The organism is Nocardia sp. NPDC057663, from assembly GCF_042799895.1.
Classification (GTDB): domain Bacteria; phylum Actinomycetota; class Actinomycetes; order Mycobacteriales; family Mycobacteriaceae; genus Nocardia.
In genome coordinates this window covers 204,309-230,555 of the sequence record NZ_JBHVHX010000006.1, presented here as the reverse complement: position 1 = coordinate 230,555, position 26,247 = coordinate 204,309, and the positions used below count along the sequence as shown (strand labels likewise).

Below are 26,247 nucleotides of genomic sequence, written 5' to 3'. Positions count from 1 at the left end.
AACTTATGGGGGCGTTTCTGTCCACCCGGCCCCCGGCGGCCGGGGCCACGCGCCCCCGCGGGGCCCCCACTCCCTCGTGGCCGGGTATGCGGCGCCCCCACCGCCGCCCCCGAATCCGGCATGCGTTGTCAGTTCAGCGCAGGGTGACCTGACGCGACCGCAGGCCGTCGCGCGAACGACGTTCCTCGCCCGTCATCGGGGCGTCCGAGGCCAGCGCCTCGGCCAGCCGCGCACCGAATTCGCGGGCGGGACCTTCCCATTCGGTGGGGTGGCTCTCGGGATCGAGATCGAACACCGGCACCAGCAGGCCGTGCGTCCGGAACGAACCGGCGAAGCGCGAACCCTCGCCCATGTGCAGGCCGCCGGCGGCGTGCACGCGAGCCAGCGCCAGCATCAGCTTGTCCTCGTCCTCGGGACGCACCCAGCGCACATGCGCCTTCTCGCCTGCGTCGACCCACCAGGCCGCGCCGACACCGTCGGCGCCCAGATCCAGTCGCGCCGACGGCATGATGGCCTGCTTGGCCTGCTCGATCGTCGCCGCCACCTGCGGATCGGGGGTCACGCCCTCGGGCACCCACCAGTCGAAGTCCTGGTGCACGGTGAGCTCCAGGTCGGCGCCCGGATCGATGACGTCGGCCAGGCGCGGACCGCCCTCGACGGAACCGGCCGAGTCCAGCGACTCACCGGGCTCGGCGGACTGCGTCCACAGGATCGCCGCGGCGATATCGGCCGACGGGTCGGTGCCCTGGTGCTGCATCTGCGTGCCGACGAAGCCGGCCGGCTCGTCGCCGGCGCGGACCAGCGCGGCCACCGCACCGGGTAGCACCGTCGCCAGCGTCACCGAGCGCTGTGCCGCGACACCGGGCACCAGCTTCAAGGTCGCGGTCGCCGACGGCACGAACTCCCGCAGCGCCACCAGATCACATTCGGCAGCAAGTCCCTCGAACGGCCGCGTCGGGGCCGCAGATGCCTGCTCCTGCGCCGCACGCCGCTCGGCGAGACGCTGAGCCCGATTACTGTCGGGCTTCGGACTGTTCCGCTTGCTTTTACCCACGGCGAGAGTTTATGGCCGGGTAGTGATATCGCTGCGCGCGACCCGGCGAAAACTCACACGCCGGCGAGCAGGGCCTTGGTGCGGCCGGGGTGATTGGTGGCGACCCAGCTGACGCCCAGGTCGGCGCACAATTTCACGTCGTCGGGATCGTCGACGGTCCAGCAGTAGGTGGCGCGGCCCGCGGCGGCGGCCTTGTCGACGAGTTCGGGATGCTCGCGCAGCGTCTTCACCGACGGGCCGACGGCGGTCGCGCCGACCGTGGTCGCGGCGCCGCCGCCGAGGAAGCGCGAGGATTCCCCGAGCAGCACGGTCGGCAGCAGCGGGGCGGCGCGGCGGATCCGCCAGACCGCGGTCGCGGCGAACGACATCACCACCGCGCGGGAGTGGTCGGCGGAGGCGGGTGTGGCGATCCCGAAACGCTGGAGTTCGGCGAGCACCTTGTTCTCCACCAGCGCGCCGTAGCGCACGGGGTGCTTGGTCTCGATGAACAGCTTGGTCGGCCTGCTGCGCCAGTCGAGCACGAGGCCGATCAGATCGCTGAGGGCGAGGACACCGGACGGCGCGTCCTCGGTGCCGAAGTTCATGTCGCGCAGTTCGGCCAGGGTCAGTTCGCTGACCAGGCCGGTGGCGTCGGAGGTGCGGTCGACGGTGCGGTCGTGCACGCAGACCAGGTGCCCGTCGCGGGTCAGGCGGACGTCGCACTCGACACCGTCGGCACCTTCCTCGAGCGCCAGCGCGTAGGCGGCGAGGGTGTGCTCGGGGCGCGCCGCTGACGCACCACGGTGCGCGACCACGAATGGCGCGCGATTGCCCTGGCTCACTTGGCCACAACCTCCTCCTGCGTATTCTCGCCTGTTTCGGCGGGATTCGCGCGTTCAACCTCATCCTGCCCGGTGCCTGGTGCACCGGGCAGGACGGGGGCGATGACGACCTCGGCGGGATCGGCGGCCATCACCCAGCGGTGCGCGGTGCGCGGCGCGCCACGCAGGTCCCGGCCTTCGAGCTGGCGGACCGTCCACAGCGTGAGCACCGCGAAGCAGGCCGCGCACAGATCGCTGAACGCGGTGAACGAGACACCGTCGGCCTCGGCCTGCAGGGTCGACGCGTCGCGCCACAGGGTCGCGCCGAGCAGGATCAGGCCGCTGACCACCCAGGCCGCCCACCAGATCCGCACCGCCCGCACGGCGCGCGGATCGGCGGCGGGCCCGAGCAGCTCGGTGAGGAAGACCCCCGGCCAGATCAGGTTCACGCCGGGCACCAGACACCCGAGGATCAGCGACCACCGGCGCCGCGGATCGCGCCTGCCCCGCGCGGCGAATGTCGCCCGGCGCGCTTCGATCAGCCACGCGACCAGCGCGAGCGCGGCAGCGAGGGCACACAGCGGGGCGATGACGCCGAACACCCACACCGACATGTCGGAGATCCACAGCAGCCAGCCGGGGATGAGGGTGGTGCGGTTGCGCAGCAGGATCAGGTACCGGCCGTATTCGGCGAAGGCGGCGGCCAGGAAGGCCATCGCGGTGATGACCAGCAGGAGATCGCGGTGGGCCGCGATGCCACGCAGCGGCCGCTCCGGCGCGCGACCGGGCGCGGGCGGCGGATCGAGCAGGCCCCAGCGCGGAATCTCGGTGTAGTGCGGGGTCGGGCCGAGGGGTGCCGACGTGGTCGATGCCCCGGCCTTGCGGGTGCGGTGATCCGGCCTGCGCGCGACCCAGCGGTAGTTGCGCTGGGCGGCGGGCGCGTCGACCTTGCCCGGCGACAGCAGCACACCACGGCAGCGCGGGCACCAGTGCATCGGCGCGCCCTGCACGGCCCACCGCGCGCCACAGCGTGCACATGGTTGCACCACCGAACTCACCCGCGCACCCCGTTCCGGACTAGTAGATCTTGGCTTCGTGCTCGCCGTCGGCGACCACCGGGCGGCCGGTCTGCTGCCAGGCCACCATTCCACCCGCGACGTTCACCGCCTCGTACCCGATGTGGGCCAGATACTTGACGACCTCGATGGAGCGCCCGCCCTGCCTGCACACGACGTACACCTCGGCGTCGACGTCGATCTCGTCGATCCGGGCGGGAACGTCGACCATCGGGATGTGGATCGCGCCCGGCGCGTGGCCGAGCTCCCATTCGTCGGGTTCGCGCACGTCGAGCAGCTGGACGCCGGGCACCGGCTCGGCGTCGTCGAACGCGGCGGGTACCGCACCCACCGGCACCGTAGGGACATCGGAGCTCGTCACGCCTCGATCCTGCCATGTCGGCAGCGACGCCGGGCGAGGCTGTGCGCGGTCTGTGGATGGATGCGGGTTATCCACAGAATCCACAACTTGATCCACAGGTCTCAGCTATCGGTCAGCACACTTTCGCGAGGCGTGGGCTATCAACCGACGTGCAGCCGGGGAAGCCAGCGGGCGGAACGGCCGATCCGAGACTCCCCTCCATGTCATCCCGGAGCGACCGTTCGCCGCTGACGTCGGGATTCCGAGGTTGTATCGGTCCCGACATCTACTTGGACGCGAGCCGGGCCGATTCGGTTCCATAAAAACGACATCACTAGAGAAAATCCTAAATCCTGGGATCCAGGCGGCCGGATCGGTAGCCTGAGCGCATGAACGTGAGCAGGGGGCTATTCGACAGTTTCGACATCAACGGCCTTAATACCGCTTTGTCCGAATCAACCTGTCTCGGAGTAGAGGTGGACGCCACGGCGGGGCGACTGCAACTCGCTCTCGAGGTGCTGACACTACCCGCCGACGGACCAGCGCCGACCGAGGCGAAAGTCCTGCTCACCTTCACCGGAGTCACCCGGGTCGCCGCTTCCCTGCGCATCCAGCGCTGGGACGACATCGAGGCCAGGGTCCTCCCGCTGACCCTCGACCAACTTGACGAGGCCATCGAGAGTTTCGGCGGCGGCGGGCTGCACGGCTGGGAATTCATCGATCTCGACGACAGCGGCTGGGCCCTGTGGAGCGAGCTGCTCAGCTTCGACACCGTGCTCGATCAGCGGATCGCCGCGCACGTCATCGAGTTCTCCCAGGAAGAGGGCATCGATCCGCGGGAACTCGATGTCCGCGTCTGGTTCGACAAGATCACCGTCACCGCCTCCGGTGGCCGGGAGATCCCCATGGCGGAGTTCATCGATGGCGGTCGCCGCTGGTGGGCCGCACATGATTCCGGCGACGCCAGGGCATCGAAGGCCGACGTCGCCCCTCCGCTGTAATCCGGGCCGATTCGGCACCACCCGCGCGCTCCCGGGAATGAGGGGCCGCACGCCTGCGGTTGCAGCGAGCGGGTGTACGAATGATGGTTGGTGTGCTCGTCCGAATGGGCGCACACAGCCCGACACACGGAAAGGGACATCGTGGCCGTCTACACACTGCCCGAACTCGATTGGGACTTCAGCGCGCTGGAGCCGCACATCTCCGGACAGATCAACGAGATCCACTTCACCAAGCACCACGCCGCCTACGTCGCCGGTGCCAACGCGGCACTGGAGAAGCTGGAAGCCGCCCGTGAGGCCGGCGACCACGCCGCCATCTTCCTGAACGAGAAGAACCTGGCGTTCCACCTGGGTGGCCACACCAACCACTCCATCTGGTGGAAAAACCTCTCGCCCAACGGTGGCGACAAGCCGGTCGGTGACCTGGCCGCCGCGCTCGACGACCAGTTCGGTTCGTTCGACAAGTTCCGCGCGCAGTTCACCGCTGCCGCGAACGGCCTGCAGGGCTCCGGCTGGGCCGTCCTGGGTTACGACACCCTCGGCCAGAAGCTGCTGACCTTCCAGCTGTACGACCAGCAGGCCAATGTGCCGATCGGCATCATCCCGCTGCTGCAGGTCGACATGTGGGAGCACGCCTTCTACCTGCAGTACAAGAACGTCAAGGCCGACTACGTGACCGCGTTCTGGAACGTCGTCAACTGGGCCGACGTGCAGGAGCGCTTCGCCCGCGCCGTGACCCAGGGCAAGGGCCTCATCTTCGGCTGAGCTGCTGTTCCGCCTCTCCGCGTATTTTGCCGGTCGTAGGTAGTTCGGCGAGTCTCAACCGGACTTGCGGTCGGGTGCGCTCGGCTTCTGGGCGTACCCGACGAGTTACCCATGTTCGGTCGAAATCAGATGGTGCGTGAAAGACCTCCCAGCTTCTGCTGGGAGGTCTTTTGCGTGTATTGACCGGTTCCTGGCACTCAGTGGTACTTGTGTGCCAGATGGGTTCGGGGCTATTCCTGTTGTATACGGGCATCGCCGCCCCGGATATCGGGAGGCCATCATGACGACGCACGGTCCGATCGGGATCACGCCGTTTCAGGCGCGCGGTCATCTGCAGGGATTCGTGGTGGGGGGGCCGGGGGGGGGGCCCCCCCCACGAATGGGGGCGCGGGGGGGGGTGGGGGGGCGGGGGGGGGCCGTTTCCCGCCCCCGGGGGTCCCACCCCCCCCCGGTTTTGCGGGCGGCAATATTCCCGCCCCCGGGTCGTTTCGGTATCCGGCCTTTTCTGGCGCGGGGTAATCTGCTGGTTTTGGGGGGGGCGGGCGGGGGGCCGCACACCACCAAGGAATGGGCGCAGGTGCTGGTGCTCGCGGTCCGGGTGGCCTCGATGCCCGGCCTGCTGGTCACCTCGACCGTGTTCGGCGTGCGCGAGGAGTTGCCCGACGACCCGGAGCCGGGCACCGTCGGGCTGGTGCTGGCGGAGGGGCCGGTGCTGGGCGCGGAAGCGGTCGAGCCGGGCCGGTTCGCCGATCACGTGCCGCCCGCGCTGCTGATGCTGCATCCGCCGTCGGAGACCCGGCCGTCGCTGCCCGAATGCGTGGGCGCGGCCTCGGGCTGCGTGCTGCTGCCCGGCGTGCCGCATCTGGGTCTCGAGCATCGCGCGGCGTGGGCCGAGGCCGAGCTCGACGGGACCGTCACCTCGCTGGTGAGCCGGGTCGGGATGGATCTGATCAGCGATCCCGATACCGCCGTTTTGGCAATGTTGCTGGCGGCCTGAGACTTTCGAAAGCCAGTCCTGGCGAACCTCCGGCAACGGCCGTCCGGCCGACGCGATTCAGGGAAACCGAACTCTCCCGGCCGCATTACCAAACTTATTGCGGCCATTGCGATTTCGATTACACGGAGTTGGCATACCAGCAGCAATCGCGCTAGGGTGAAAGCAGCGAAGGGGAGTAGCCCGCAATCGCCCAGTCGACATACTGATCGGCGCCACATCGGCGCGGTCCGGCTGCGCGAACCGGTCACCACCGGTGGGCGAGACCTTCGGCCACAAACCGATCCGTAGACCGGTGTGGCTGGAGGCGCACCCGTTTCTTCAGCCACAGGCCGGAGTGTCCACCTGGGAGCTGACTTTCATGATCGCCACGATCCTGCTGAGCTTCGGCGTGCTCTTCCTCGCCGAGCTGGGCGACAAATCGCAGCTGATGGCGCTGACGTTCTCGTTGCGCTATCGCTGGTGGGTGGTGCTGGCCGGAATCAGCGTCGCCAGCGTGGCGGTCAATCTCATCGCCGCCGGTGTCGGCCATTTCCTCGGAACCGCACTGCCCGCGAACGCCATCGCCGTCGTCACCGCGCTCACGCTGCTGGTCGTCGGCCTGTGGACACTGCGTGACGCGCTGAGCTCCGCCGCGGAATCCGACGACGCACCCGCGCCGAGCACCCGCAATGCCTTCCTCGTCGTCATCTCCGCCTTCATGCTCGCCGAACTCGGCGACCGCACCATGTTCGCCGCCGCCGCGCTGGCCTCGAAGAACGGCTGGCTCGCCGTCTGGATCGGCTCGACCGTCGGCATGGTCGCCGCCGGTGGCCTGGCGATCCTGGTCGGCAAGCTGGCGGGTAAGCATCTGCCCGAACGCGGCATCGCGTTCGCCTCCGGCCTGCTGTTCCTGTTCTTCGCCGCGAAGACGGTGCTCGACGCGTTCGTGCCCGGCCTCGGCGGCTGGGGTTCGACCGGCCTGGCGCTGCTCGCCCCGGTCGTGGTCGGCCTCGGTATCGGCGCCTGGCGGTTCTACGGACCGCGCAAGGACGTGGCGGTGTTGGATCAGCCGGCGAATGCGGTGCCGTAGACCGGACCCGAGCGGCGGGCGAGGTCGATCAGCGGTTCCTTCAGGCAGCGCAGGCCGTCCAGATCGTCGCCGGCGATCTTGCCGGTGACCATGGCGCCGATCGCGGCGGCCAGGGTCGCGCAGGCGAAGTGCTGCTCGACGGTCTGGGCGCCGAGCATGGCGGCCACCACCGCGACGAACCGGCTCTGCAATTCCATCCGCGCCTCGATCGCCGACGGCCCGACCGCGTACACCTCCACCAGGAACAGCCGGGCCGAGGCCGGATCGTCGATCATGTGGTCGAAGTAGGCCGTGAGGATGCGGTCCATCCTGGTGAACGCGTCGGCGTCGGCGGTTTCGGCGATCACGCCCTGTAGCCGCTCGGCCAGCAGCGCAGAGACCCGGTCGAAGGCGGCGGCGAAGCAGTCCTCCTTGGACCGGAACAGCTCGTAGAACGTCTCGCGGGACACCCCCGCCCGTTTGAGCACGGCGGCCACCGGCGTTCCGACGTAGCCGCCCTCGGTCATCGCCTCCCCCATCGCGACGAGGATGCGTTCCCGCTGAGAGGCCACCACTTCTTCGCGCGAGAGATGATGCCGTCCGCGCGGGAGCTGGCGCAGGGTGGATGCCGAATCGCTCATCGTCGAACTCCGTGTTTGTCGGCGGCTGGTGCCGCGATTCTCGCAGGTCAGGCTTGCCGTTCCATTCTGCGCGGTCGGGCAGGCTGGGTGGTGGTGAAGGGGACGTCCTCGGTGCGCGCGATCTCGATCGCGCGGGCGACCCGCTTGCCGAGCAACCGCTGCACCAGCAGCTGCGCCAAGGGTCGCACCGGCAGCACGAGCGACACCCACCAGGGTGAGACGACGGTCTTGCGCCTGCGCGCGATCGCCCGTTCCAGCGCGTCGACGGCGGGACCGATCGGCGAGACGCCGGTCAGGCTGGTCCCGCCGAGACCGGTGTGCGCGGCGGCCGTGCCGAAGCCGCGACTGGTCATGTCGGTGTCGATCTCGGCGAAATAGCTGACGCCCACCCGCGCGCCGGTCTGCCGCAGCTCGCAGCGCAGTGTGCCCGCCAGCGACTCGACGGCCGCCGCCGACGCGCTGTACGCGCCGGCCAGCGGCAGCTGCACGGCCGTGGAGATCGACGACATCATCAGTACATACCCACCGGGCCGCGCAAGATGCGGGCCCGCCGCCTGCACGGCGTAGGCGACGCCGAGCACGTTGACGGCCAGGGTCTCCTCCAGCACCGACGGATCACCGCCGATCATCGCCATCTGCTTGGCGATGCCCGCGTTGGCGACGAGCACGTCGAGCCCGCCGAGTTCGGCGACCAGCGCCTCGACCACCCGGTCGACCTGGGCGCGGTCGGCGACATCGCAGTAGCGCCACGGCGCGTCACCGCATTCGGCGGCCACCTCGGCCAGCAGTTCCGGTTCCAGGCCGAGCAGGGCGACGTGGGCGCCCCGCGCGGCCAGCTTCCTGGCCAGTGCGGCGCCGAGCCCGCGAGCGGCCCCGGTGATCAGGACCTTGCGTCCGGCCACCGACGGACCGGAGAACGATCTCATGAAGGCACGTTACCACCGGAAAACAGGGCTGTTCGCTGGTATTTTCGCAGTAGATCCGGCGGTGCCGGGAGGGGTGATGTGTGCCTCACCGAAACCCGCTAGGGTGCCAATTGACGAAGTGCCAACTAGCAGTCATGAACGAGAGGACCATCGTGGAGATTTCGGGTTCCGCCGCCATCGTCACCGGAGGCGCATCCGGCCTCGGTGCCGCCACCGCCCAGCGTCTGGCCGACGCGGGCGCTACCGTCTTCGGGCTCGACGTCCCGGCATCCATCGAGCGCGCGGGCGACAACGTCCCGGCCGGGGTCACCCTCATCGCGGCCGATGTGACCAGCAACGACGAGGTCGCGGCCGCGATCGCCCAGATCACCGAGGGCCCGGCGCCGCTGCGCATCGTGGTCAACTGCGCCGGTGTCGGCTGGGCGGGTCGCATCCTGTCCAAGAACGGCCCGCACGACCTGGAGCTGTTCCGCACCGTCATCACCGTGAACCTGCTCGGCACGTTCAACGTGATGCGCCTGGCCGCCGATGCCATCGCCAAGACCGAGCCGGTCGACGAGTACGGCCAGCGCGGCGTGGTCATCAACACCGCCTCCGTCGCCGCCTTCGAGGGCCAGATCGGCCAGATCGCCTACTCGGCGTCCAAGGGTGGCGTGCACGGCATGACCGTTCCGGCCGCGCGCGACCTGGCCCAGTTCGGCATCCGCGTGAACACCATCGCCCCCGGCATCATCGACACCCCGATGCTGGCCGGCGTCACCGAGGAGTACCGCAAGGGCCTCGAGGCCGGTGTGCCCTTCCCATCGCGCCTTGGCCGCCCGGACGAGTACGCCCAGCTGGTCGAGTACATCGCCAGCCACGACTACCTCAACGGCGAGACCATCCGCATGGACGGCGCACTGCGCATGGCCCCGCGGTAAAAACGCAAGCACCGGTCGACGGCGCCCTGTTCCCCGCGTGGACAGGGCGCCGTCGCCGTGTCAGGCCGCGGGCACGGCGGCGACGCCGAACAAAGCGGTGGTGTGCAGTGGGGTGTTCGGGCGGTAGGTGACGGTGAGGCGTTCGACGGCCGCGTCGGTGCGGCGCTGCCATTCCTCCTCGCCCACTTCGTGTCTGAGCACGGTCAGCGGGGCGCTGCTGCGGGTCATGGTGTCCCACAGGGCTTCTGCGCTCGGGAAGCACACCTCGACGGTGTGGCTGCGGATCGTCACCTCGTCGAACCCCGCGGCCCGCATCTCGGCTTCGAAGACGGCGGGGTTCTCCAGGCTGTGCCGATCCGGTCGCGGCAGTGCCGCGTTCGGGTCACCGGCGGTCAGCGCACCGAACAGCGCGCGCATGAGCGAGGAGTCGACGGCGGGCGCCCAGGCGGTGACCACGGCCGTCGCGCCCGGACGTAGCACGCGCCGCAGTTCGGCGAAGCCTTTCGGCCGGTCGGGGAAGAACATGAGGCCGAACAGGGAGAATCCTGCGTCGAACCGTTCGTCTTCGTAGGGCAGCTCCTGGCCGTCGCCCACCTGCGTGGTGATCGTGGTGTGCCCGGCGAGTTCGGCTGCCGCGGTGAGTTGTTCGATCATCGGCGCCGACAGGTCGATGGCGTGTACCCGCGCGCCCTGCGCTGCGGCGGCGAGGCTGAGCAGCCCGGTACCCGCGGCGACGTCGACGATCTCGGAATCCTTGTCGAGATCGACGTATTCGAGCGCGTGCGCCGCGAACGGGCCTAGGACGGCCGCCCCCGCTTCGGCGTAGCCCTCGGCCACCAGATCCCACGGTCGTGCCGTGACCGGCGTCCCCTCCGACATACGCGGTCGTTCCTCTCACCCAGCCGTCAATACCGCGACCAGCCTACGGAATTCGTGCGATGCGGGGTCAGAGCGTCCGCTCGAAGGTGATCAGTGAGCGGCCGGGGCCGTTGTAGTCGGCGACCGGGCCCGTGACGGTGAAGCCGAGGCTGCGGTGGAAATCGATCGAGGTGAAATTGGCCGGGGAGGTGATGGCGGTGACCACTTTCCGGCCGTCGGCCCTGACGATCTCGAAGAACTCGTCGTAGAGAGTGCGGCCGAGGCCGACCTTGCGCGCGTCGGGCCGGACGGCGACGAAGTGGATGTAGGCCGCGTCGGCGTCCGAGGGTGAGCCGAAACCCACCAGGAAACCGGATATTCCGTCCTCGTCGGTCGCGACCAGGCTGGTGCGGTGGAAGTGGTCGAGGAACAGCCGGGGCAGGTTGTGCACCACTGTTCTGCCCCACCAGCTGTCGACCATGCCGATCAGATCGTCGTAGTCATCGGGACGTGCCCGCCGGATCTCGTGCCCAGCCATATCTCCATGGTGACCGCAAACCGCCTCGTCGGCACGGGAAATGCGCGTGAACAGAAACTGCCCGCTGCCGAAATCGACAACGGGCAGTTCTGCAGACGACCGGGTAGTGGCCCGGGACTAGACCGTGCGGGTCAGTCGCTCGGTCAGCAGCTGGGCGAACCGTGCCGGGTCCTTCAGCTCGCCGCCCTCGGCGAGAACCGCGGTGCCGTAGAGCAGTTCGGCGGTCTCGGCGAGTTCGGGCACCTTGCCCTCGTCGGCATCGGACTTGCGGGCGTCGTAGGCGTCGCGCAGGCCGGTGACCAGCGGGTGGGTCGGGTTGAGCTCGAGGATGCGCTTGGATTCCGGCAGCGCCTGGCCCGAGGCGCGGTACATGCGCTCGAGCATCGGGGTGAAGTCGAAGACGTCACCGACGAGGCAGGCCGGGGAGGTGGTGAGCCGGTTGGTGAGGCGCACCTCCTTGGCGACCTCGTCGAGGGTCTTGCCGAGCCAGGTGAGCAGGTCGGCGAAGTCCTTGTCCTGCTGCTCACGCAGCGCCTCGGTCTCCTTCTTCTCGTCCTCGGTCTCCAGGTCGACCTCGCCCTTGGCGATGGACTGGAACTTCTTGCCGTCGAACTCCGGCACCGAGCCGACCCACATCTCGTCGACCGGATCGGTCAGCACCAGCACCTCGCGGCCCTTGGCCTTGAACGCCTCCAGGTGCGGCGAGTTCTCCACCTGCGCACGGCTTTCGCCGGTCATGTAGTAGATCGCGTCCTGGCCGTCCTGCATCCGCTCGACATACTGCGCGAGCGTGGTGAGCTCGGACTCCGAGGCGGTCGAGGCGAAAGACGAGACGGTGAGCAGGGTCTCGCGGTTGTCGGTGTCGGAGAGCAAGCCCTCCTTGAGGACTCGGCCGAACTGCGCCCAGAAGGTCTGGTACCTGGTCTGGTCCTCGGCGCCCTGCATGTCCTTGACGGTGGACAGCACCTTCTTGACCAGGCGCTTGCGGATCATCTGGATCTGGCGGTCCTGCTGCAGGATCTCGCGGGAGACATTGAGCGAGAGGTCCTGCGCGTCCACCACACCCTTGACGAAGCGCAGGTACTCCGGCATCAGCTCTTCGCAGTTGTCCATGATGAACACCCGGCGCACGTAGAGCTGCATGCCGCGCTTGTGCTCACGGGTGAACAGGTCGAACGGCGCGATCGACGGGATGAACAGCAGCGCCTGGTACTCGAAGGTGCCCTCGGCCTTCATCGGGATGATCTCGAGCGGCTCGTCCCAGGCGTGGCTGACGTGGTGGTAGAACTCCTTGTACTCCTCGTCGGAGACCTCGCCGCGCGGGCGCGTCCACAGCGCCTTCTGCGAGTTGAGGGTCTGGTCCTCGACGACGGTCTTCTCGACCTTGTCCTCGCCCTCGCCCTCCATCACCGTGCGCTCGACCTGCATGCGGATCGGCCAGGCGATGAAGTCGGAGTACTTGCGGACGATCTCGCGCAGCTTCCATTCCTGCGTGTAATCGAAGAGGTGATCGTCCTCGTCGGCGGGCTTGAGCTCGAGGGTCACCGCGGTGCCCTGCGGCGCGTCGGCGACGGTGTCGATCGTGTAGCTGGAGCTGCCCGCCGCGGCCTCCCAGCGGGTGCCCTCGGTCTCGCCCGCCTTGCGGGTGGTGAGGACGACCCGGTCGGCGACCATGAAGGTGGAATAGAAACCGATGCCGAACTGGCCGATCAGCTCCTCGGCGGCGGCGTCGGACTTGACCTCGATCAGCTTGCGGCGCAGTTCGGCGGTGCCGGACTTGGCGAGCGTGCCGATCAGGTCGATCACCTCGGCGCGGGACATGCCGATGCCGTTGTCGCGGACGGTCAGGACGCGCTTGTCCCCGTCGACCTCCAGCTCGATGTGCAGGTCGGAGGTGTCGGCGACCAGATCCTTGTCCTGGAACGCGGCCAGCTTCAGCTTGTCCAGTGCGTCGGAAGCGTTCGAGATCAGCTCCCGCAGGAACGTGTCTTTGTTGGAGTAGACCGAGTGGATCATCAGCTCCAGGAGCTGGTGTGTTTCGGCCTGGAACTCGAGAGTTTCGACGTGCTGAGTCACGGCACCGATCGTATTACTGTGCGCTCTGCGGTGCTCCCGAGGACCCTGCGTGGTTACGCTCCGCTGCCGCCTCCGGGTCCGCCGGTCGCACCGCGCCCGAAGTCGGTGAGCGAGGGAACCTCGTCGACAGCCCGCTGCGTCATCCATTCGCGCAAGACCTGGGTGGCTCGTACGTCGTCCTCGTTGTACTCGAACAGGCGGGTGCGCTGGGACAGATCCGGGTCGGCGTCGTAGCCGACGGCGCGGCGGTACCAGCCCATCGACGCCTCGCCGCCCGCCTCCGGGTCGCGCCAGCCGAAGCCGGCGACCGGGGCGATCTTCTTGAGGCCCTTGCCGTTCGGGCAGATGAACTGATCGGTGACTGCCTGGAACATGTCGACCCATTCGGGCGAGTCGACGAAGGCGCGCACCTGCTCGTGGGTCGGCACGCCGGGCTTGCCCGCGAAGCGGCGGGCCGACTCGTAGAGCCACTTGTCCTCGGCGGTCCGGGAATAGCAGTAGGCGGCGAAGGTCTTGCCCGCGGCGTGCGCGTCGGCCCGCACCTGCATCAGCCAGGTCCAGAATTCGCCGAACGAGCGGCCCTCGTCCTCGGTGGGCAGCGGGTCCCAGGTGACGAACGGGCGGTAGACGCCGTCGAGCAGGGTGCCCCACAGGTAGGCGCCGTCCTCCTGGTAGCTCTCCAGGTCGACGTCGACCTCGACGTCGGCGCGGCGCACGCTCACCGTGTCGAAGCGGCGGACCAGCGGGGCGCCCGCGATCCAGGCGCGGGCGGTGACCACGGTCTCGGAGAACGGGCCGTGCTGCCAGTCGTCGGGTTCGTCGCCTTCCCAGGCCGCCAGCTCGTCGACGGTCTGGACGCCGTGCACGCGCAGCACCTCGGCCCGCGAACCGGGCGCGACCAGGCTGACATCACGCATCAGCGCCAGCTGACCCTCACAACTGGGATTACCGTCGGCCCCGCGCACCCACCAGGGGCACTGCCTGCACTCGGGCACCTTCGACGGCTGCGTCGGCAGCTCGCCGCGCACCACCGCGATGCGGTCGGCGTAGCGCTGGTCGTAGTCGGCCAGGACATTGGTCAGGTCGTGCACGAGGATGCGGTCGAAAGCCAGACCGATCGCGCCGCCGACCAGGGCGGGGCTGGCCATGCCGTGGCGCTGCAGCATCCGGTACAGATGGGCGAGGCGCTGCTGGTCGCGCGGCTGCGGGCGCAGCTTCACGTGCTTGTCGCGGCGGGGCTGCCAGCGGAACAGGTCCGAGGTCAGCGGGTGGAAATCGGCCGGGTCGGGCCTGCGCGGGTCGGTGACCTTGTGGTTGACCACGATGATCGGGATGTAGCCGCCGCGGTCGTCGTCGCGCAGCAGGAACTCGGCGCCGCCGCGGCGGCCGGTGTCGGGTTCCTGGGGCAGCAGGCCACCCCAGATCCGGGGTGCACCGGCCTCGATGGCGGCCATGGTCGCCGCGGCCTTCTCCCCGGCGCGCAGCTGCGGGTCGATCACCACCCAGTCGGCGGGGGCGGCGGCGACCAGTTCGTCGCGCACCCTGGTGCGATGCGCGGTCGCGGCTTCCCTGCGCTGCTGTACCCCGGGATCTTCCCTGACCTCGGCGATGATCCCGGGATGCTCGGCGTCCAGGTGCAGGCGATGCCTGCAGCCGATCAGCGAGCGCGCGTCCAGGAAAGCGATCCGTGAAACCGTGGAATCGGCACCTCGATCGAGCGCAGCGGAAGCGGGGACCGGGCGAAGCACCGGCCCACCGTCGAAGTCGTCCTCGGCTGCACGCACGCAAGCAGTATGGTCCCTCCCCCCGACACAATGCCCAATCGCTACCCTCATCCCACTACGCTACGAAGTACGGCAGGCCGCTACCACGGCACTGCCTCATGACTTGGCGAGCATGACGGAGGGCCTGATCTCATGGGGTTGTTCAGCAAGCGCAAGCGGCGGCCGAGCCGACGCGCTGAGGCGAAGGCGCTCAAGCACAAAGCAGCGATGGAGGCGAAGCTCAGCGCCAAGAACGAGCGCAAGGCCGCCAAGGCGGGCGAACGCACCACCCGCCGCGCGGCCAAGGCACAGGCCAGGACCGAGGCCAAGGTGGCCAAGGCGCAGATCGCGACCCTGCACGCCGAGGAGAAGGCCGCCGAGAAGCTGGCGGCGAAGGCCGACCGCGAACTGTTCAGCGCGAGCCAGATCCGCAAGTACATCGGCGTCGCCCGCGTGCTGGTCCCGGTGCTCACGCCGCTGGCCTACCGTGGCGCGACCTACGTGCGCGGCCAGCTCGACGCCCGCAAGGCGCAGCAGCTCGGCATCGGCCTCGACCAGCTCGGCGAGTTCAGCGGCCACGGCGCACGCCTGCAGGCCCGCATCACCAACACCGAGACCGCGCTGGACAAGATCGCCGCCGATTCCCCGGGCGACGCCGACACCACGAAGTTCGTCGCGGCCGCCCGGTCCCGACTGGCCGACCTGACCGTCGCGGTGAACACCGCCGAACAGATGCCCGCCGCGCGCCGCAAGGCCGTGCACGCCTCCATCTCGGCCGAGCTCTCCGTGCTCGAGAACGACGTGCTCGCCCGCCTGGGCGTGCGCTGAACCGTGCCGTGACCACGCCGCAGCTCACCGCCCGCCTACGCGGTGGTGGCTGCGGCGTACTCGTCGGTGCGCTGGCGGTCGCCGCGCACGGACTCGGCGGTGGCGGGGTGCCGCGCTCCGCGGAAATCGCTCTGCTGCTGATGGTTTCGCTGGCGGCGGGGGTCTTCGCCAGTGGCCATAGCACCAAACGTGATGCGGCGCGGCCCGGTTCCCGGGCCAGCCGCCACGTGGGAACTGGCGCGCAGTACGCCCGAGGCGATGTCTCCGAATACACAGCGGCGCGGCCGGGTTCGTCGGTCCGCCAAGTCGTGGTGCCGGCGGGCGCACTGCGTGGGCGGGTTACTCGTGCCGTACGAACCTTCGCGACCACCCCGGCGGTGCGCGCCGCGTCGGCGCTGATCGGCGGCCAGTGGGCAGGGCATTTCGCCCTCACCGGCACGCTGGATCATCACGGCCGCGCCTTCGATCTACTGCATCTACCCAACGCCCCGATGATCACCGCCCACTTCCTCGCGGCCTTCGTCTGTGCCGCACTGGTTCTCACCGCCGAGCGGCTCTATCTCGTCGCGTCGAGCGTGGTTCGAGCGGTGCTCACCGCGCCGTCGCTCCCGATCCCGCAGCGCGCTGTCCGCTGGCCTGCCACCGTCGCCACCGCCCGTGGCGGCCGTCCGGAGGGGGTGCGCGGTCCGCGCGCACCGCCGCTGTTCGCCTGATTCCAGACGACCTCAGAACTCTTCGGACAGAAGGCAATTCCATGCAGAACTTCCTCACTCGCGGTACCGGCACCGCCGCGCTCGCGGCCGGGCTGGTGCTCGCCGCCTGCGGTTCGGCGGCCGCGCACGTGACCGTCGACGCCCCCGGCGCCGCACAGGGCAAGTACACCGTCGCCACGTTCAAGGTGCCGACCGAATCCGAGACCGCGTCCACCACCGGGCTGCGCGTCACCGTGCCGAACCTGAAAAGCGTGCGCACCGAACCGATGCCGGGCTGGACCGCGAAGGTCGAGCGCAACGACAAGGGCGAGACGGTCGCCGTCGCCTGGACCGCCGACCCGGGCAACGCGGGCGTCGGCCCTGGCCAGTTCCAGCGCTTCGTGCTCTCGCTCGGCCCGCTGCCCGCCCAGGACACGGTGAACTTCCCCGCCCAGCAGACCTACAGCGACGGCAAAGTCGTCGCCTGGGATCAGCCGAGCACCGGCGGCGCCGAACCCGAACACCCGGCCCCCTCGCTCACCCTGAGCGCCAAGGGCGGCGCCGAGGGCGGCGATCACCAGGTCGCCTCGGGCGAACCCGCTCAGTCGGAGACCGATTCGGTGGCCCGTTGGCTCGGCGGCATCGGGCTCGCGCTCGGCCTGTTCGCCGCCGCCCTCGGCCTCGGCCTCGTCTTCCGTTCGCGGCGGTCGTGATGCGCGTCGATCACTGCCGGTGCGCGAACACGATGATCTCCGACCGCTCCGGCGAGTTCGCGCCTGCCGAGCCGTCGGATGCGCTGCGCGGCGAATCTCGCAGCGATCAACTCGTCGCTGACATCAACAGGTCCTCGCGTCGGCGCATCGCGCGCAGGGCGCTTGCCGTCCTGATCGCCGGACTGCTCGCCGTGTTCGCGGCGTCGGGTGTCGCGAGCGCGCACTCCGGTGCCGTGAGTAGCGTGCCCGAGGACGGGTCGACCATCGAGGTCGGGCCCGCGCGCGCCGGCGTCACCTTCAACGAGGAACTGCAGCAGAACTTTCCGTCGCTGACCGTGGTCGGCCCGGACGGCAGGCTGTGGTCGAAGGGCAAGGCGCTCGTCGAAGGCCGGACCGTCAGTGTGGAACTGGGCGAACTCGGTCCGGTCGGTGAGTACACCATCGCCTTTCGGGTCACCTCCGCGGACGGCCATCCCGTCAGCGGGACACGGCATTTCACGCTGAGCAAGGCGGGCACCGGAACGCCGGGCCCACGCCCGGGCGAGGACAAGGCCGACGGCGGCGGCGACTCCGGCGGGGTGCCCGTCTGGGTGTTCATCGCCGGTGGCGTCGTGCTGTTCGGCGTTGGCCTCGCGGTGGCGCTGCTCGGCGGTCGCGCCGGACGCAAGAAGTAGCCATCCATGACGACCGGTCGCCGGGCACCCGGTTCGACGCTGCGGCAATGGCGGGTCCTGGTGCCGGTCGTGGTGGCCGCCCTGGCCGGGGTGGCGCTGGCGTGGGCATTGCGCCGCGGGGGTGGGTTCCCCGGTGCGGCGTGCGCGCGCGTCGTCGCCGACGGCGCGGGCGCGGCGGTGCTCGGGCTGGCGGCGCTCCCCCGGCTCAACGCGCGGCTGCATGTCGCCTGGCGGCCGCTGGCCGCGCTGGCGGGCGGCTGGTTCGCCGCCGAGTTCACCGTGCTGGTGTGTGAGGCGGCCGAGATCGTCGGCGTGCCGGTGACCGAGCTCGGCGCGGACGAGTTCGGCACGTTCCTCGGCAAGCTCAGCGGCGGCCAGATCGGCATCGCGATCCTGTTCTGCACCGGCGCGATCGCCTGCTACGCGGCACTGGCCTTCCGCAGGCCCGACGCGGCGTCGGCCGATCTGGTGCTGGTGTTCGCCGCGGTCGCGCTGGCCTTGCGCCCGATCACCGGGCACATGTCCCAGCAGGCGCTTGGTTCGGTGCTGGCCGCGGCGCACGCGCTGGCCGCCGCGGGCTGGTTCGGGCTGCTGCTGGCGATGGCGCTGGTGCTGCGCACCAGGGGCGACTGGGCGGCGACGCTGCCGCGCTATTCGGCGCTGGCCGCGCCGCTGGTGCTCGTGATCGCGGCGACCGGGCTGATCGACGGGCTGGTCCGCATCGGCGGGCTGGAACCGCTGTGGACGAGCGGGTACGGCCGGATCCTGCTGGCGAAGTTCACCATCCTGTGCGCGCTGGCCGGCCTCGGCTGGTGGTGGCGGGGCACCTGGGTGCGCCGGGCGGGCGAGCATCGGGTCACCGCCGATGTCTCGCTGCGCAACGCCGCGATCGAGGTGACGGTGATGGGCGTGGCGCTCGGCCTGGCGGCGACGCTGGCGGTCACCGCGTAGTCGGATCGGTCACCGCGTAGTCGGATCGGTCGCCGCGCCCCATTAAAGTGACCGATATGACCGAAGTGAGGATTGTCGAAGACTGTGCCGCATCCGCCGATACGGCGTTCGAGTACGTCAACGACTACCGCAATCTGCCGCATTTCCTGTACGGCATCGAATCCTTCGTCCCGGTCACCGACCAGACCGACGGGCTCGGCGCGACCTTCGACGGCCACATGAAGCTCGGCCCCGCGGCGCTCAAGTCCAGGGTCGAGGTCGTGAAATGGGAGAAGGGGCGCGTGATCGGCATCAAGTCGATCAAGGGATTCGAGATCATCTCGACGTTCCACTTCTATCCCAAGGGCGAGGAGCTGTGCACCGTCGACGCGACCATCGAGTTCTTCGTGCCCGGTGGCATCGCGGGCAAGATGCTGGGTAAGACGATCGAGCCGTTCGTCAAGATCGCGGTGAAGCACACCACCGACAACCTGGTCCGCGAGATCGCCAAAGCGCACCTCGAGGGCGCCTGACAGAATGCAGGCCATGACCGAATCAGCGAATGTTGTGGCCACCGCCGATCTGGCCGATGAGATCGGCCCCGAGATCCGCAGCTGCGACACCCAGTTCATCCAGTTCGGTGGCCGGGCCGCGTTCGCCGGACGGATCACCACGATCCGTTGCTTCCAGGACAACCTGCTGGTCAAGCAGACCCTGAGCGAGCCGGGCGAGGGCAAGGTCCTCGTCGTCGACGGCGGCGCGAGCGTGCACACCGCCCTGGTGGGCGACATCATCGCAGGCCGTGGCGTCGACAACGGCTGGGCAGGCGTGATCGTCAACGGCGCGGTGCGCGACTCCGCGATCCTGCGCACCCTCGACATCGGCGTGAAGGCGCTGGGCACCAACCCGCGCAAGAGCACCCAGACCGGCAGCGGCGAGAAGGACGTCACCATCGAGTTCGGCGGCGTCACCTTCGTGCCCGGCGAGATGCTCTACAGCGACCACGACGGCGTCGTGGTCCGCGCCGAGGACTGAGGCACGCCTCGCGGGTGTTCGGGGCTAGTTCCCGGACACCCGCACCTTGTGCCCGGCCAGCACGACGACATCACCGATCTGTAGCTGCCTGCCGCGGCGCAGCTCCACCTCGTCGTTGACCCGGACCAGGCCCTGGGCGATCACCATCTTGGCCTCGGAACCCGAATCGATCAGGTTGGCCAGTTTCAAGAATTGCCCGAGCTTGATGACATCGTCATCGATCGGCACATCGACTGGTTCCGACATGGGAAAATTATTACCCGCCCAGGGAAATCGCGTCGCAACCGGCCCCGCCACGGCCACGGTGACGAACACGCCGCAGCGACGGCGGCACCGATCCGGCCCGAATGGACGCACACTGGATCGGTGACCCTCACGCAGGCCGAGCAGCATCCCACCGTCGAGGCCCCGCCGGACCGCGCCGCCGTCCCGCATCGCGGGCGGGGCAGATTGGCCGAGGTACCGCACATCACCGGGCTGGTCCTCGGTGTCTTCGCGGTCCTGTGCTTCCTGTGGAGTCTCTCGCCTGCCCTGCGCCATCTGACGCAGGCGCCGCGGCACTACGTCGACACCTACTACTTCGACGCACCGGACACCAGCCTCGTGTGGGCACTGGTCGTCGGCCTGCTGGCCGGGGCGCTCGCCGCGCGCAAACGTGTCGCGTGGTGGCTGCTCATCGTGTACCTGCTGCTCTTCGCGGTGACCAACATCCTGGATTTCGTCTCCGCGGACGACATCGACGCGCTGGTCGCCTTCGTGGTGCACGTCGTCGTGCTCGGGATCCTGGTCGCGGCGCGGTTGGAGTTCTACACGCGGGTGAGGCCGGGTGCGCTGTGGAAGGCGCTCGGCGTCCTGGTCGGGGGCCTGGCACTGGGCTGCCTGCTCGGCTGGGGGCTGGTCGAGCTCGCGCCCGGCTCGCTGCCCGCCGGTGCGCAGCGGCCGCTGTGGGCGGTCTACCGGGTCACCGCGGCGGTGCTGGTCGACAACGAGCACTTCGACGGGCACCCGCCTTCGTGGGTGAACTTCCTGCTCGGCCTGTTCGGCGCGATCGCGCTGCTGGCCGCGGTGGCGGTGCTGCTGCGTTCGCAGCGCGCCGACAACGCGATGACCGGCCTGGACGAGTCGGCGATCCGCGGGCTGCTCGCCGCGAGCGATGTCGAGGACTCGCTCGGCTACTTCGCCACCCGCCGGGACAAGGCCGTTGTGTTCGCGCCGAACGGCAAGGCGGCCATCACCTATCGCGTCGAGCTGGGCGTCTGCCTGGCCAGCGGCGATCCGATCGGGCCGAAACAGGCGTGGCCGCAGGCGATCAAGGCGTGGCTCGAGCAGGCCGACCGGTTCGGCTGGGCGCCCGCGGTGATGGGCGCGAGCGAGCTCGGCGCGACCGCGTACCGCGCTGCCGGGCTCTCGGCGCTGCGCCTCGGAGACGAGGCGGTCCTCGACACCCGCACGTTCTCGCTGGCCGGGCCGGAGATGAAACAGGTGCGCCAGGCCGCGAACCGGCTGCGCAAAAACGGTCTCGGCGTGCGTATCCGCAGGCACCACGACATTCCCGCCGCCGAGTTCGCCGGCGTCGTCGCCCGCGCCGACGCCTGGCGCGACACCGAGACCGAACGCGGCTTCTCGATGGCACTCGGTCGCCTCGGTGACCCGCTCGACGGCGAGTGCCTGCTGGTGGAGGCCGTCGACCACGACGACCGGGTGTACGCCATGCTCTCGCTCGTCCCGTGGGGCCGCAGCGGCGTCTCGCTGGAACTGATGCGCCGCGACCCGCAGAGCCCCAACGGCGTGATGGAGCTGATGATCTCGCAGCTCGCGCTGAACTCCGACCAGTACAGCATCACCAAGATCTCGCTGAATTTCGCGGTGTTCCGTTCGGTGTTCGAGGAGGGCGGCCGGATCGGCGCGGGCCCGATCCTGCGGGCGTGGCGCGGTGTGCTGCTGTTCTTCTCGCGCTGGTGGCAGCTCGAGGCGCTGTACCGGTCGAACGTGAAGTACCACCCGCGCTGGGTGCCGCGGTTCTTCCTGTTCGAGGAGCGCAGGCAGCTGCCGCGGGTGGCGACGGCCAGCGGGCTGGCCGAGGGCTTCCTGCCCCGCCTCGGCAAGGAACCCGACGCGGCCGTACACACCGGCACCCACCCGGCCGTACCCGCGGGCATCACCGGTCTGCACGCCGACGGCAGCCCACCCGAGGCACCGGAGGGCGAAGAGGCCGAGCAGGGCCCGCGCAGGCCCGAGCAGGTCCGGGTGCGCATGGACAAACTGGACCGGCTCACCGCCGCGGGCGTCGACTCCTACCCGGTCGCCTACCCGCCGACGCATACCATCGCCGCGGCCCGGGACTGCCCCAAGGGCACGACGGTCCGGATCGCGGGCAGGCTCTTGCGCATTCGCGACTACGGCGGCGTGATCTTCGCCGTGGTGCGGGACTGGACCGGCGAGATCCAGCTCGTCATCGACCGCGAACGGGTCGGCGCCGACCGCAGCGCCGAATTCACCGAATTCTTCGACCTGGGCGATCTCATCGAGGTGAGCGGCCAGCTCGGGAACAGCCGCAGCGGTGAGCTGTCCCTGCTCGCCCAGGACTGGCGGATGAACGGCAAGTGCCTGCATCCGCTGCCCGACAAGTGGCGCGGCCTGGCCGATTCCGAGGCCAAGGTCAGGCAGCGCTACGTCGACATGGCGATCAATCCGGAGACCCGCGAGGTGATGGGCAAGCGCAGCGCGGTGCTGCATTCGCTGCGCGACTCGCTGTTCACCTGGGGCTTCCTCGAGGTCGAGACGCCGATCCTGCAGCAGGTGCACGGCGGCGCCAACGCGTTGCCGTTCCGCACCCACATCAACGCCTACGACCTGGACCTGTACCTGCGCATCGCCCCCGAGCTGTATCTCAAACGGCTCTGCGTCGGCGGTATGGAGAAGGTGTTCGAGCTCGGCCGGACCTTCCGCAACGAGGGCGTCGACTTCAGCCACAATCCCGAGTTCACGATCCTGGAAGCCTATGAGGCGCACAGCGATTACCTGCGGATGATGCACCTGTGCCGTCGGCTGATCCAGGACGCGGCGCTGGCGGCCAACGGCGCCGAGGTGGCGCTGCGCCCGAACGACGAGGGCGGTTTCGACGCCGTCGACATCTCCGGCGAGTGGCGGGTCAAGACGGTGCACGGCGCGGTCTCGGAGGTGATCGGCACCGAGATCACCGCGCGCACCGAGCTGTCGCGTCTGCGCGAGCTGTGCGACGAGGCGGGCATCAACTACCAGCACGGCTGGGACGAGGGCCAGGTGGTGCTGGAGATGTACGAGCACCTGGTGGAGTCGCAGACCACCGACCCGACGTTCTACCTCGACTTCCCCACCTCGGTCTCGCCGCTGACCCGCTCGCACCGCAGCATCGACGGCGTCACCGAGCGCTGGGATCTGGTGGCCTGGGGCGTCGAACTCGGCACCGCCTACAGCGAACTCACCGACCCGGTCGAACAGCGGCGCAGGCTCACCGAGCAGTCGATGCTCGCCGCGGGCGGCGACCCGGAGGCGATGGAACTCGACGAGGACTTCCTGCAGGCGCTCGAGCACGCCATGCCGCCCACCGGTGGTCTCGGCATGGGCGTCGACCGGGTGGTCATGTTGATCACCGGACGCAGCATCCGCGAGACGCTGCCGTTCCCCCTGGTGAAACCACGCTGAACGGGGTACACGGACCGTGGTGTAAACGAAATCCGGCTCCGCCGCGATCAACCACTGCTCCGCGTCTAGACGAGGCTTTCTTACCGAAAGTCACACCGACAGCGTTAGTCTCGGAGTTCCGGCACCGGGAGGATGTCGGGCCAACAACACATCGGGATGGGATTACATGTATCTGGACCTGCTGACCACGGCCGCTCTGGTCGATCCGCACATGCTCACGAGCAGCTTCGACACCTTGGCGAGTTCGGACGCGGTCAACACCGCTCTGGACCTCGCGGCGAAAAAGAAGAAGAAGAGCAACACCGGCCTGATCATCGGCGGCATCTGCTGCCTGATCATCGTGGTGCTCATCGTCGGTGGCATCTTCCTGCTCAAGAACAAGAAGAAGGACGGCGGTCAGCCGCCCGCCCAGCCGCCGTACGGTGGTCCCCAGGGTGGTCAGCCGCCGTATGGTCAGCCGCCCTACGGCCAGCCCTGACCTGATGGAGGGACTCGCGGCGATGTCCTCGCCTCGATGACGAGGTATCCCGCGAGTCCTCCGGGCCGATACGGCAGAGTGTGTGAGCGTGCAGCTCATTCTCGTGCGTCATGCCCAGCCAGAACGCGTCGTCGGTGCCACCGTCGCCGCCGACCCCGGTCTCACCGGCATCGGCCTGCAGCAGGCCGAGCGCGTCCCCCCGGCCCTGGCCGCCCACGAGATCGCCCGGATCGTCAGCAGCCCGCAGCGGCGCGCCCGCGACACCGCGGCTCCCACCGCGGCGGCGCGCGATCTGCCCGTCGAGGTGATCGACGATCTGGCCGAGTACGACCGGGACCTGCCCGCCTACATCCCCATCGAAGACGCCAAGACCGACTTCGCCGACGCCTACAACCGGATCAAGGCCGGGTTTCTCCCGGAGCAGATCGACGGTCCCGCCTTCACCGCCCGCGTCCTGACCGCGATCGATGCCCTGGTCGCCGCGGCGGCGCCGACCGACACCGTCGTCGCCTTCGCCCACGGCGGCGTCGTCAACGTTCTGCTGGCCGACATCCTCGGCCTGCCCCGCCCGCTCACCTTCCCCATCGACTACTGCTCGGTGACGCGCATCCTGTACTCGCGCACCGGCGCCCGCACCGCGGCCACGATCAACGAAAACGGCCACATCTGGGACCTGCTCCCCCGCAACCTCGCCCGCACCACCCCGTGACGCGGCGGGGCCCGGTGTCGGTCGACGACACCGGGCCCCGCTACGCGCTGACTCAGGCCTGCTGAGCGATCCAGTTGTGCATCCAGGAGATGGCGGTCTGGCCGCCGCCCACGGAGTAGCTGCCGTACAGCGTGTGCGCCTGCGAGCGGTAGAAGCGCTCGAGGTCCTTGGCTCGCTGCTGGTTGGCCGTGTCCGAGAGCTGCGCCTGCAACGTCGGGACGCCGCCGTGCGCCATCAGGTCGTTCATGATGGCGCCCGCTTCGATCTGGTAGCGCCACAGGTTGGCCGGGTTGGCATCCGAGCTCTGCGCGAGGAAGCCGGCGAAGCGGGTGACGAAGTCGTCGGTGGCGGTGGCGCAGTACAGGTCGTCGACCGCGCAGATGGTCCGCACCCGGTCACTGATCCAGCCGAAACCACCGGGCCTGGCGCCGCCGGCACCCGCGCCCTGGGCGATCGGGCCGACCTGCACGTCGGCGGGCGAGCGGCGCGGATCGGAGATCAGGCCGACGGCCTTGACCTTGCCGGGCGCGATCTTGCTGACGCCGGTGCCGATCTCGGCGGCGAGGTCGCCCGCCGCGTCGGCGCCCTGGCTGTAGCCGACCAGCGCGATATCGGTGCCGCCGCACGCGGCGAGCTTGTCGGTGATCAGTCCACGCGCCGCGTCGACGGCCTGCTTCTTGGACTGGCCGTAGACATCGCCTTCCCACGGGAACGCGGTGGCGGCGTAGGTGACGTAGTCGACGTCGGTGTTACGGGGTAGGCCTCTGGTGACACCGGCGAGCATGCCGGGCCCAGGGGCCTTGTCGTGGCCGGTTTCCCAGGTGCCCGGGATCGCCACGACGTACAAACTCGGGCAGCCGGGCGCCGCCGCGGCGCTCGTGCTGCCGGCCATGATGCCAGTGGTCATCGCCGCAGCAGCACCCAGCGCCGCGACAACTTTCTTCAACTGCATACCGCTCCAGTCCAACCTTGCTCGATGCAGAGCAAACCCCGATAAGTTGCTGTCAAGTTGGGAGAACTCGGCAGATGACCGTCGTGGTGACGACCTGAAGCTGCTCACCCAGACCCGCCGCGGATCACAATAGGCGTACGGCCGCGCTGATGCCACACGACCCGTCGAGCGTGTCTGATTTCCGACAGTCCGGCGACGATCTCATGACGCGGCATAGATCAATCCCGCGCGGCAGTCTCGTCCACACAGGCAACCGAAAACGCGCAAAAGGCGAGAATCGTGGGCAACATCGTTGTGGCCGAGTGTATTTGCGCGGTGGGATGTCGGCGGCCACACGAGTCGCCGACATATCCACGGCTGGGTGAACTCACACCTCCAGGTCTTCTTCGATGCCCTTGAGCCGGTGGCGGGCCAGGGCGAGATTGGCCCGGCCCCGGTCGAGCGCGAGGTAGAGGAACAGACCCTTGGACTTGCGCCCGGTCATCGGCCGGATGACGTGATACTGACTGCCCAGGGTGATGAGGACGTCCTCGATGTCCTCGTTGATACCGAGCTGCTCGATGGTGCGCATCTTCGCGCGGACCACCTCGGTGTTGCCTGCCGCCGCGATCTGCAGGTCCAAGGCCTTGCTGCTGCTCAGCATCCCGAGCGCCATGCCGCTGCTGTAGTCGACGACCGCGGCGCCTATCGCGCCGTCGATCACCATCATGTCTTTCAAAGCCAGGTCCATGTTCGACATCTCGTGCCTT

28 protein-coding genes are annotated in these 26,247 nt (G+C 69.2%); 15 read left to right on the top strand and 13 right to left on the bottom strand.

Going from position 1 to position 26,247, the window contains the following annotated elements; all coding sequences use genetic code 11:
* Positions 1–133: 133 nt before the first annotated feature.
* From ACFVAV_RS16640 to ACFVAV_RS16625, 4 genes are read right to left on the bottom strand one after another with little or no spacing between them, the layout of a single operon-like run.
* The gene (locus ACFVAV_RS16640) at positions 134–1,054 is read right to left on the bottom strand and encodes a DUF5926 family protein (protein WP_379035765.1); all 921 of its coding nucleotides are present in this window, start codon (positions 1,052–1,054) and stop codon (positions 134–136) included.
* A 53-nt stretch (positions 1,055–1,107) separates the two neighbouring features.
* Positions 1,108–1,875 (bottom strand): glycerophosphodiester phosphodiesterase, encoded by a 768-nt coding sequence (locus ACFVAV_RS16635; RefSeq protein ID WP_379035764.1) that lies wholly within the window; start codon positions 1,873–1,875, stop codon positions 1,108–1,110.
* Positions 1,872–2,912 (bottom strand): DUF4328 domain-containing protein, encoded by a 1,041-nt coding sequence (locus ACFVAV_RS16630; RefSeq protein ID WP_379035763.1) that lies wholly within the window; start codon positions 2,910–2,912, stop codon positions 1,872–1,874. The genes ACFVAV_RS16635 and ACFVAV_RS16630 overlap by 4 nt, the downstream gene beginning before the upstream one ends.
* A 19-nt stretch (positions 2,913–2,931) precedes the next feature.
* Complete coding sequence (locus tag ACFVAV_RS16625) at positions 2,932–3,291, bottom strand: rhodanese-like domain-containing protein (RefSeq protein ID WP_379035762.1); 360 nt, start codon at positions 3,289–3,291, stop codon at positions 2,932–2,934.
* 368 nt (positions 3,292–3,659) lie between these two features.
* On the opposite strand from ACFVAV_RS16625, the gene ACFVAV_RS16620 reads away from it, so the two are divergent.
* From ACFVAV_RS16620 to ACFVAV_RS16605, 4 genes are all read left to right on the top strand, one after another.
* Complete coding sequence (locus tag ACFVAV_RS16620) at positions 3,660–4,271, top strand: hypothetical protein (protein WP_379035761.1); 612 nt, start codon at positions 3,660–3,662, stop codon at positions 4,269–4,271.
* Positions 4,272–4,412: 141 nt separating this feature from the next.
* Positions 4,413–5,036, top strand: coding sequence for a superoxide dismutase (locus tag ACFVAV_RS16615; RefSeq protein ID WP_189031919.1), 624 nt, complete (start codon positions 4,413–4,415; stop codon positions 5,034–5,036).
* 529 nt (positions 5,037–5,565) lie between these two features.
* Positions 5,566–6,033: a peptidase gene (locus ACFVAV_RS16610; protein WP_379035759.1), complete on the top strand. Its 468-nt coding sequence runs from the start codon at positions 5,566–5,568 to the stop codon at positions 6,031–6,033.
* A 358-nt stretch (positions 6,034–6,391) separates the two neighbouring features.
* Positions 6,392–7,102 (top strand): TMEM165/GDT1 family protein, encoded by a 711-nt coding sequence (locus tag ACFVAV_RS16605; RefSeq protein WP_379035757.1) that lies wholly within the window; start codon positions 6,392–6,394, stop codon positions 7,100–7,102.
* Here the strand turns inward: ACFVAV_RS16605 and ACFVAV_RS16600 are convergent.
* Together ACFVAV_RS16600 and ACFVAV_RS16595 are read right to left on the bottom strand one after the other, a co-directional pair.
* A complete protein-coding gene (locus ACFVAV_RS16600) occupies positions 7,078–7,722 on the bottom strand; it encodes a TetR/AcrR family transcriptional regulator (RefSeq protein ID WP_379035755.1) in 645 nt (214 codons plus the stop codon). The two genes, ACFVAV_RS16605 and ACFVAV_RS16600, sit on opposite strands and share 25 nt — an antisense overlap.
* A 47-nt stretch (positions 7,723–7,769) precedes the next feature.
* The gene (locus ACFVAV_RS16595) at positions 7,770–8,648 is read right to left on the bottom strand and encodes an SDR family NAD(P)-dependent oxidoreductase (RefSeq protein ID WP_379035753.1); all 879 of its coding nucleotides are present in this window, start codon (positions 8,646–8,648) and stop codon (positions 7,770–7,772) included.
* Between the two features lie 152 nt (positions 8,649–8,800).
* Here ACFVAV_RS16595 and ACFVAV_RS16590 point away from each other — a divergent pair, with 152 nt between their 5' ends.
* Positions 8,801–9,568 carry an SDR family NAD(P)-dependent oxidoreductase gene (locus ACFVAV_RS16590; RefSeq protein ID WP_379035945.1) on the top strand — a complete coding sequence of 256 codons (768 nt, stop codon included), beginning with the start codon at positions 8,801–8,803 and terminating at the stop codon, positions 9,566–9,568.
* Positions 9,569–9,628: 60 nt separating this feature from the next.
* Here the strand turns inward: ACFVAV_RS16590 and ACFVAV_RS16585 are convergent, their stop codons facing one another.
* The 4 genes from ACFVAV_RS16585 to ACFVAV_RS16570 all read right to left on the bottom strand — a co-directional run bounded on the left by ACFVAV_RS16585 (position 9,629) and on the right by ACFVAV_RS16570 (position 14,725).
* A complete protein-coding gene (locus tag ACFVAV_RS16585; RefSeq protein WP_379035752.1) occupies positions 9,629–10,447 on the bottom strand; it encodes a class I SAM-dependent methyltransferase in 819 nt (272 codons plus the stop codon).
* Positions 10,448–10,514: 67 nt separating this feature from the next.
* Entirely contained in the window at positions 10,515–10,964 is a 450-nt protein-coding gene (locus ACFVAV_RS16580) for a GNAT family N-acetyltransferase (RefSeq protein ID WP_379035751.1), read from the bottom strand.
* Positions 10,965–11,081: 117 nt separating this feature from the next.
* Positions 11,082–13,040 carry a molecular chaperone HtpG gene (gene htpG, locus ACFVAV_RS16575; protein WP_379035749.1) on the bottom strand — a complete coding sequence of 653 codons (1,959 nt, stop codon included), beginning with the start codon at positions 13,038–13,040 and terminating at the stop codon, positions 11,082–11,084.
* Positions 13,041–13,093: 53 nt separating this feature from the next.
* Complete coding sequence (locus ACFVAV_RS16570; RefSeq protein ID WP_379035944.1) at positions 13,094–14,725, bottom strand: TM0106 family RecB-like putative nuclease; 1,632 nt, start codon at positions 14,723–14,725, stop codon at positions 13,094–13,096.
* Between the two features lie 231 nt (positions 14,726–14,956).
* Between ACFVAV_RS16570 and ACFVAV_RS16565 the strand changes: the two genes are divergently transcribed.
* Genes ACFVAV_RS16565 through rraA form a run of 7 tightly spaced genes read left to right on the top strand, consistent with a single transcriptional unit; the run spans position 14,957 to position 19,675 of the window.
* Complete coding sequence (locus ACFVAV_RS16565) at positions 14,957–15,631, top strand: DUF6474 family protein (RefSeq protein WP_379035747.1); 675 nt, start codon at positions 14,957–14,959, stop codon at positions 15,629–15,631.
* An 8-nt stretch (positions 15,632–15,639) separates the two neighbouring features.
* Positions 15,640–16,344, top strand: a complete 705-nt coding sequence (locus ACFVAV_RS16560; RefSeq protein ID WP_379035745.1) for a hypothetical protein — start codon at positions 15,640–15,642, stop codon at positions 16,342–16,344.
* A 41-nt stretch (positions 16,345–16,385) separates the two neighbouring features.
* Positions 16,386–17,036, top strand: coding sequence for a YcnI family protein (locus ACFVAV_RS16555; RefSeq protein WP_379035743.1), 651 nt, complete (start codon positions 16,386–16,388; stop codon positions 17,034–17,036).
* Between the two features lie 32 nt (positions 17,037–17,068).
* On the top strand, positions 17,069–17,710 hold the full coding sequence (locus ACFVAV_RS16550; protein ID WP_379035741.1) for a copper resistance protein CopC: 642 nt from the start codon (positions 17,069–17,071) through the stop codon (positions 17,708–17,710).
* A 6-nt stretch (positions 17,711–17,716) separates the two neighbouring features.
* Positions 17,717–18,661, top strand: a complete 945-nt coding sequence (locus ACFVAV_RS16545; protein ID WP_379035739.1) for a copper resistance D family protein — start codon at positions 17,717–17,719, stop codon at positions 18,659–18,661.
* A gap of 56 nt (positions 18,662–18,717) precedes the next feature.
* Positions 18,718–19,173, top strand: coding sequence for an SRPBCC family protein (locus ACFVAV_RS16540; RefSeq protein WP_379035737.1), 456 nt, complete (start codon positions 18,718–18,720; stop codon positions 19,171–19,173).
* A gap of 13 nt (positions 19,174–19,186) precedes the next feature.
* Positions 19,187–19,675 (top strand): ribonuclease E activity regulator RraA, encoded by a 489-nt coding sequence (gene rraA / locus ACFVAV_RS16535; protein ID WP_379035735.1) that lies wholly within the window; start codon positions 19,187–19,189, stop codon positions 19,673–19,675.
* A 24-nt stretch (positions 19,676–19,699) separates the two neighbouring features.
* Here rraA and ACFVAV_RS16530 read toward each other — a convergent pair whose 3' ends face one another.
* Positions 19,700–19,921: an RNA-binding S4 domain-containing protein gene (locus ACFVAV_RS16530; RefSeq protein WP_379035733.1), complete on the bottom strand. Its 222-nt coding sequence runs from the start codon at positions 19,919–19,921 to the stop codon at positions 19,700–19,702.
* A gap of 120 nt (positions 19,922–20,041) precedes the next feature.
* On the opposite strand from ACFVAV_RS16530, the gene lysX reads away from it, so the two are divergent.
* The 3 genes from lysX to ACFVAV_RS16515 all read left to right on the top strand — a co-directional run bounded on the left by lysX (position 20,042) and on the right by ACFVAV_RS16515 (position 24,546).
* Positions 20,042–23,359: a bifunctional lysylphosphatidylglycerol synthetase/lysine--tRNA ligase LysX gene (gene lysX, locus ACFVAV_RS16525; protein ID WP_379035731.1), complete on the top strand. Its 3,318-nt coding sequence runs from the start codon at positions 20,042–20,044 to the stop codon at positions 23,357–23,359.
* Positions 23,360–23,525: 166 nt separating this feature from the next.
* Complete coding sequence (locus ACFVAV_RS16520; RefSeq protein WP_379035729.1) at positions 23,526–23,837, top strand: hypothetical protein; 312 nt, start codon at positions 23,526–23,528, stop codon at positions 23,835–23,837.
* Between the two features lie 88 nt (positions 23,838–23,925).
* Positions 23,926–24,546, top strand: a complete 621-nt coding sequence (locus ACFVAV_RS16515; RefSeq protein WP_379035727.1) for a histidine phosphatase family protein — start codon at positions 23,926–23,928, stop codon at positions 24,544–24,546.
* 52 nt (positions 24,547–24,598) lie between these two features.
* Here ACFVAV_RS16515 and ACFVAV_RS16510 read toward each other — a convergent pair whose 3' ends face one another.
* Together ACFVAV_RS16510 and ACFVAV_RS16505 are read right to left on the bottom strand one after the other, a co-directional pair.
* Positions 24,599–25,498 carry a cutinase family protein gene (locus tag ACFVAV_RS16510; RefSeq protein WP_379035725.1) on the bottom strand — a complete coding sequence of 300 codons (900 nt, stop codon included), beginning with the start codon at positions 25,496–25,498 and terminating at the stop codon, positions 24,599–24,601.
* 367 nt (positions 25,499–25,865) lie between these two features.
* The gene (locus ACFVAV_RS16505) at positions 25,866–26,237 is read right to left on the bottom strand and encodes a hypothetical protein (RefSeq protein WP_379035723.1); all 372 of its coding nucleotides are present in this window, start codon (positions 26,235–26,237) and stop codon (positions 25,866–25,868) included.
* Positions 26,238–26,247 lie beyond the last annotated feature (10 nt).

Coding starts and splice junctions, on each gene's coding strand:
- ACFVAV_RS16620 (WP_379035761.1), top strand. CDS start 3,660: ATGAACGTGAGCAGGGGGCTATTCGACAGTTTCGACATCAACGGCCTT.
- ACFVAV_RS16605 (WP_379035757.1), top strand. CDS start 6,392: ATGATCGCCACGATCCTGCTGAGCTTCGGCGTGCTCTTCCTCGCCGAG.
- ACFVAV_RS16600 (WP_379035755.1), bottom strand. CDS start 7,722: ATGAGCGATTCGGCATCCACCCTGCGCCAGCTCCCGCGCGGACGGCAT.
- ACFVAV_RS16595 (WP_379035753.1), bottom strand. CDS start 8,648: ATGAGATCGTTCTCCGGTCCGTCGGTGGCCGGACGCAAGGTCCTGATC.
- ACFVAV_RS16585 (WP_379035752.1), bottom strand. CDS start 10,447: ATGTCGGAGGGGACGCCGGTCACGGCACGACCGTGGGATCTGGTGGCC.
- ACFVAV_RS16580 (WP_379035751.1), bottom strand. CDS start 10,964: ATGGCTGGGCACGAGATCCGGCGGGCACGTCCCGATGACTACGACGAT.
- ACFVAV_RS16565 (WP_379035747.1), top strand. CDS start 14,957: ATGGGGTTGTTCAGCAAGCGCAAGCGGCGGCCGAGCCGACGCGCTGAG.
- ACFVAV_RS16555 (WP_379035743.1), top strand. CDS start 16,386: ATGCAGAACTTCCTCACTCGCGGTACCGGCACCGCCGCGCTCGCGGCC.
- ACFVAV_RS16550 (WP_379035741.1), top strand. CDS start 17,069: ATGATCTCCGACCGCTCCGGCGAGTTCGCGCCTGCCGAGCCGTCGGAT.
- ACFVAV_RS16545 (WP_379035739.1), top strand. CDS start 17,717: ATGACGACCGGTCGCCGGGCACCCGGTTCGACGCTGCGGCAATGGCGG.
- ACFVAV_RS16540 (WP_379035737.1), top strand. CDS start 18,718: ATGACCGAAGTGAGGATTGTCGAAGACTGTGCCGCATCCGCCGATACG.
- rraA (WP_379035735.1), top strand. CDS start 19,187: ATGACCGAATCAGCGAATGTTGTGGCCACCGCCGATCTGGCCGATGAG.
- ACFVAV_RS16530 (WP_379035733.1), bottom strand. CDS start 19,921: ATGTCGGAACCAGTCGATGTGCCGATCGATGACGATGTCATCAAGCTC.
- ACFVAV_RS16520 (WP_379035729.1), top strand. CDS start 23,526: ATGTATCTGGACCTGCTGACCACGGCCGCTCTGGTCGATCCGCACATG.
- ACFVAV_RS16510 (WP_379035725.1), bottom strand. CDS start 25,498: ATGCAGTTGAAGAAAGTTGTCGCGGCGCTGGGTGCTGCTGCGGCGATG.
- ACFVAV_RS16505 (WP_379035723.1), bottom strand. CDS start 26,237: ATGTCGAACATGGACCTGGCTTTGAAAGACATGATGGTGATCGACGGC.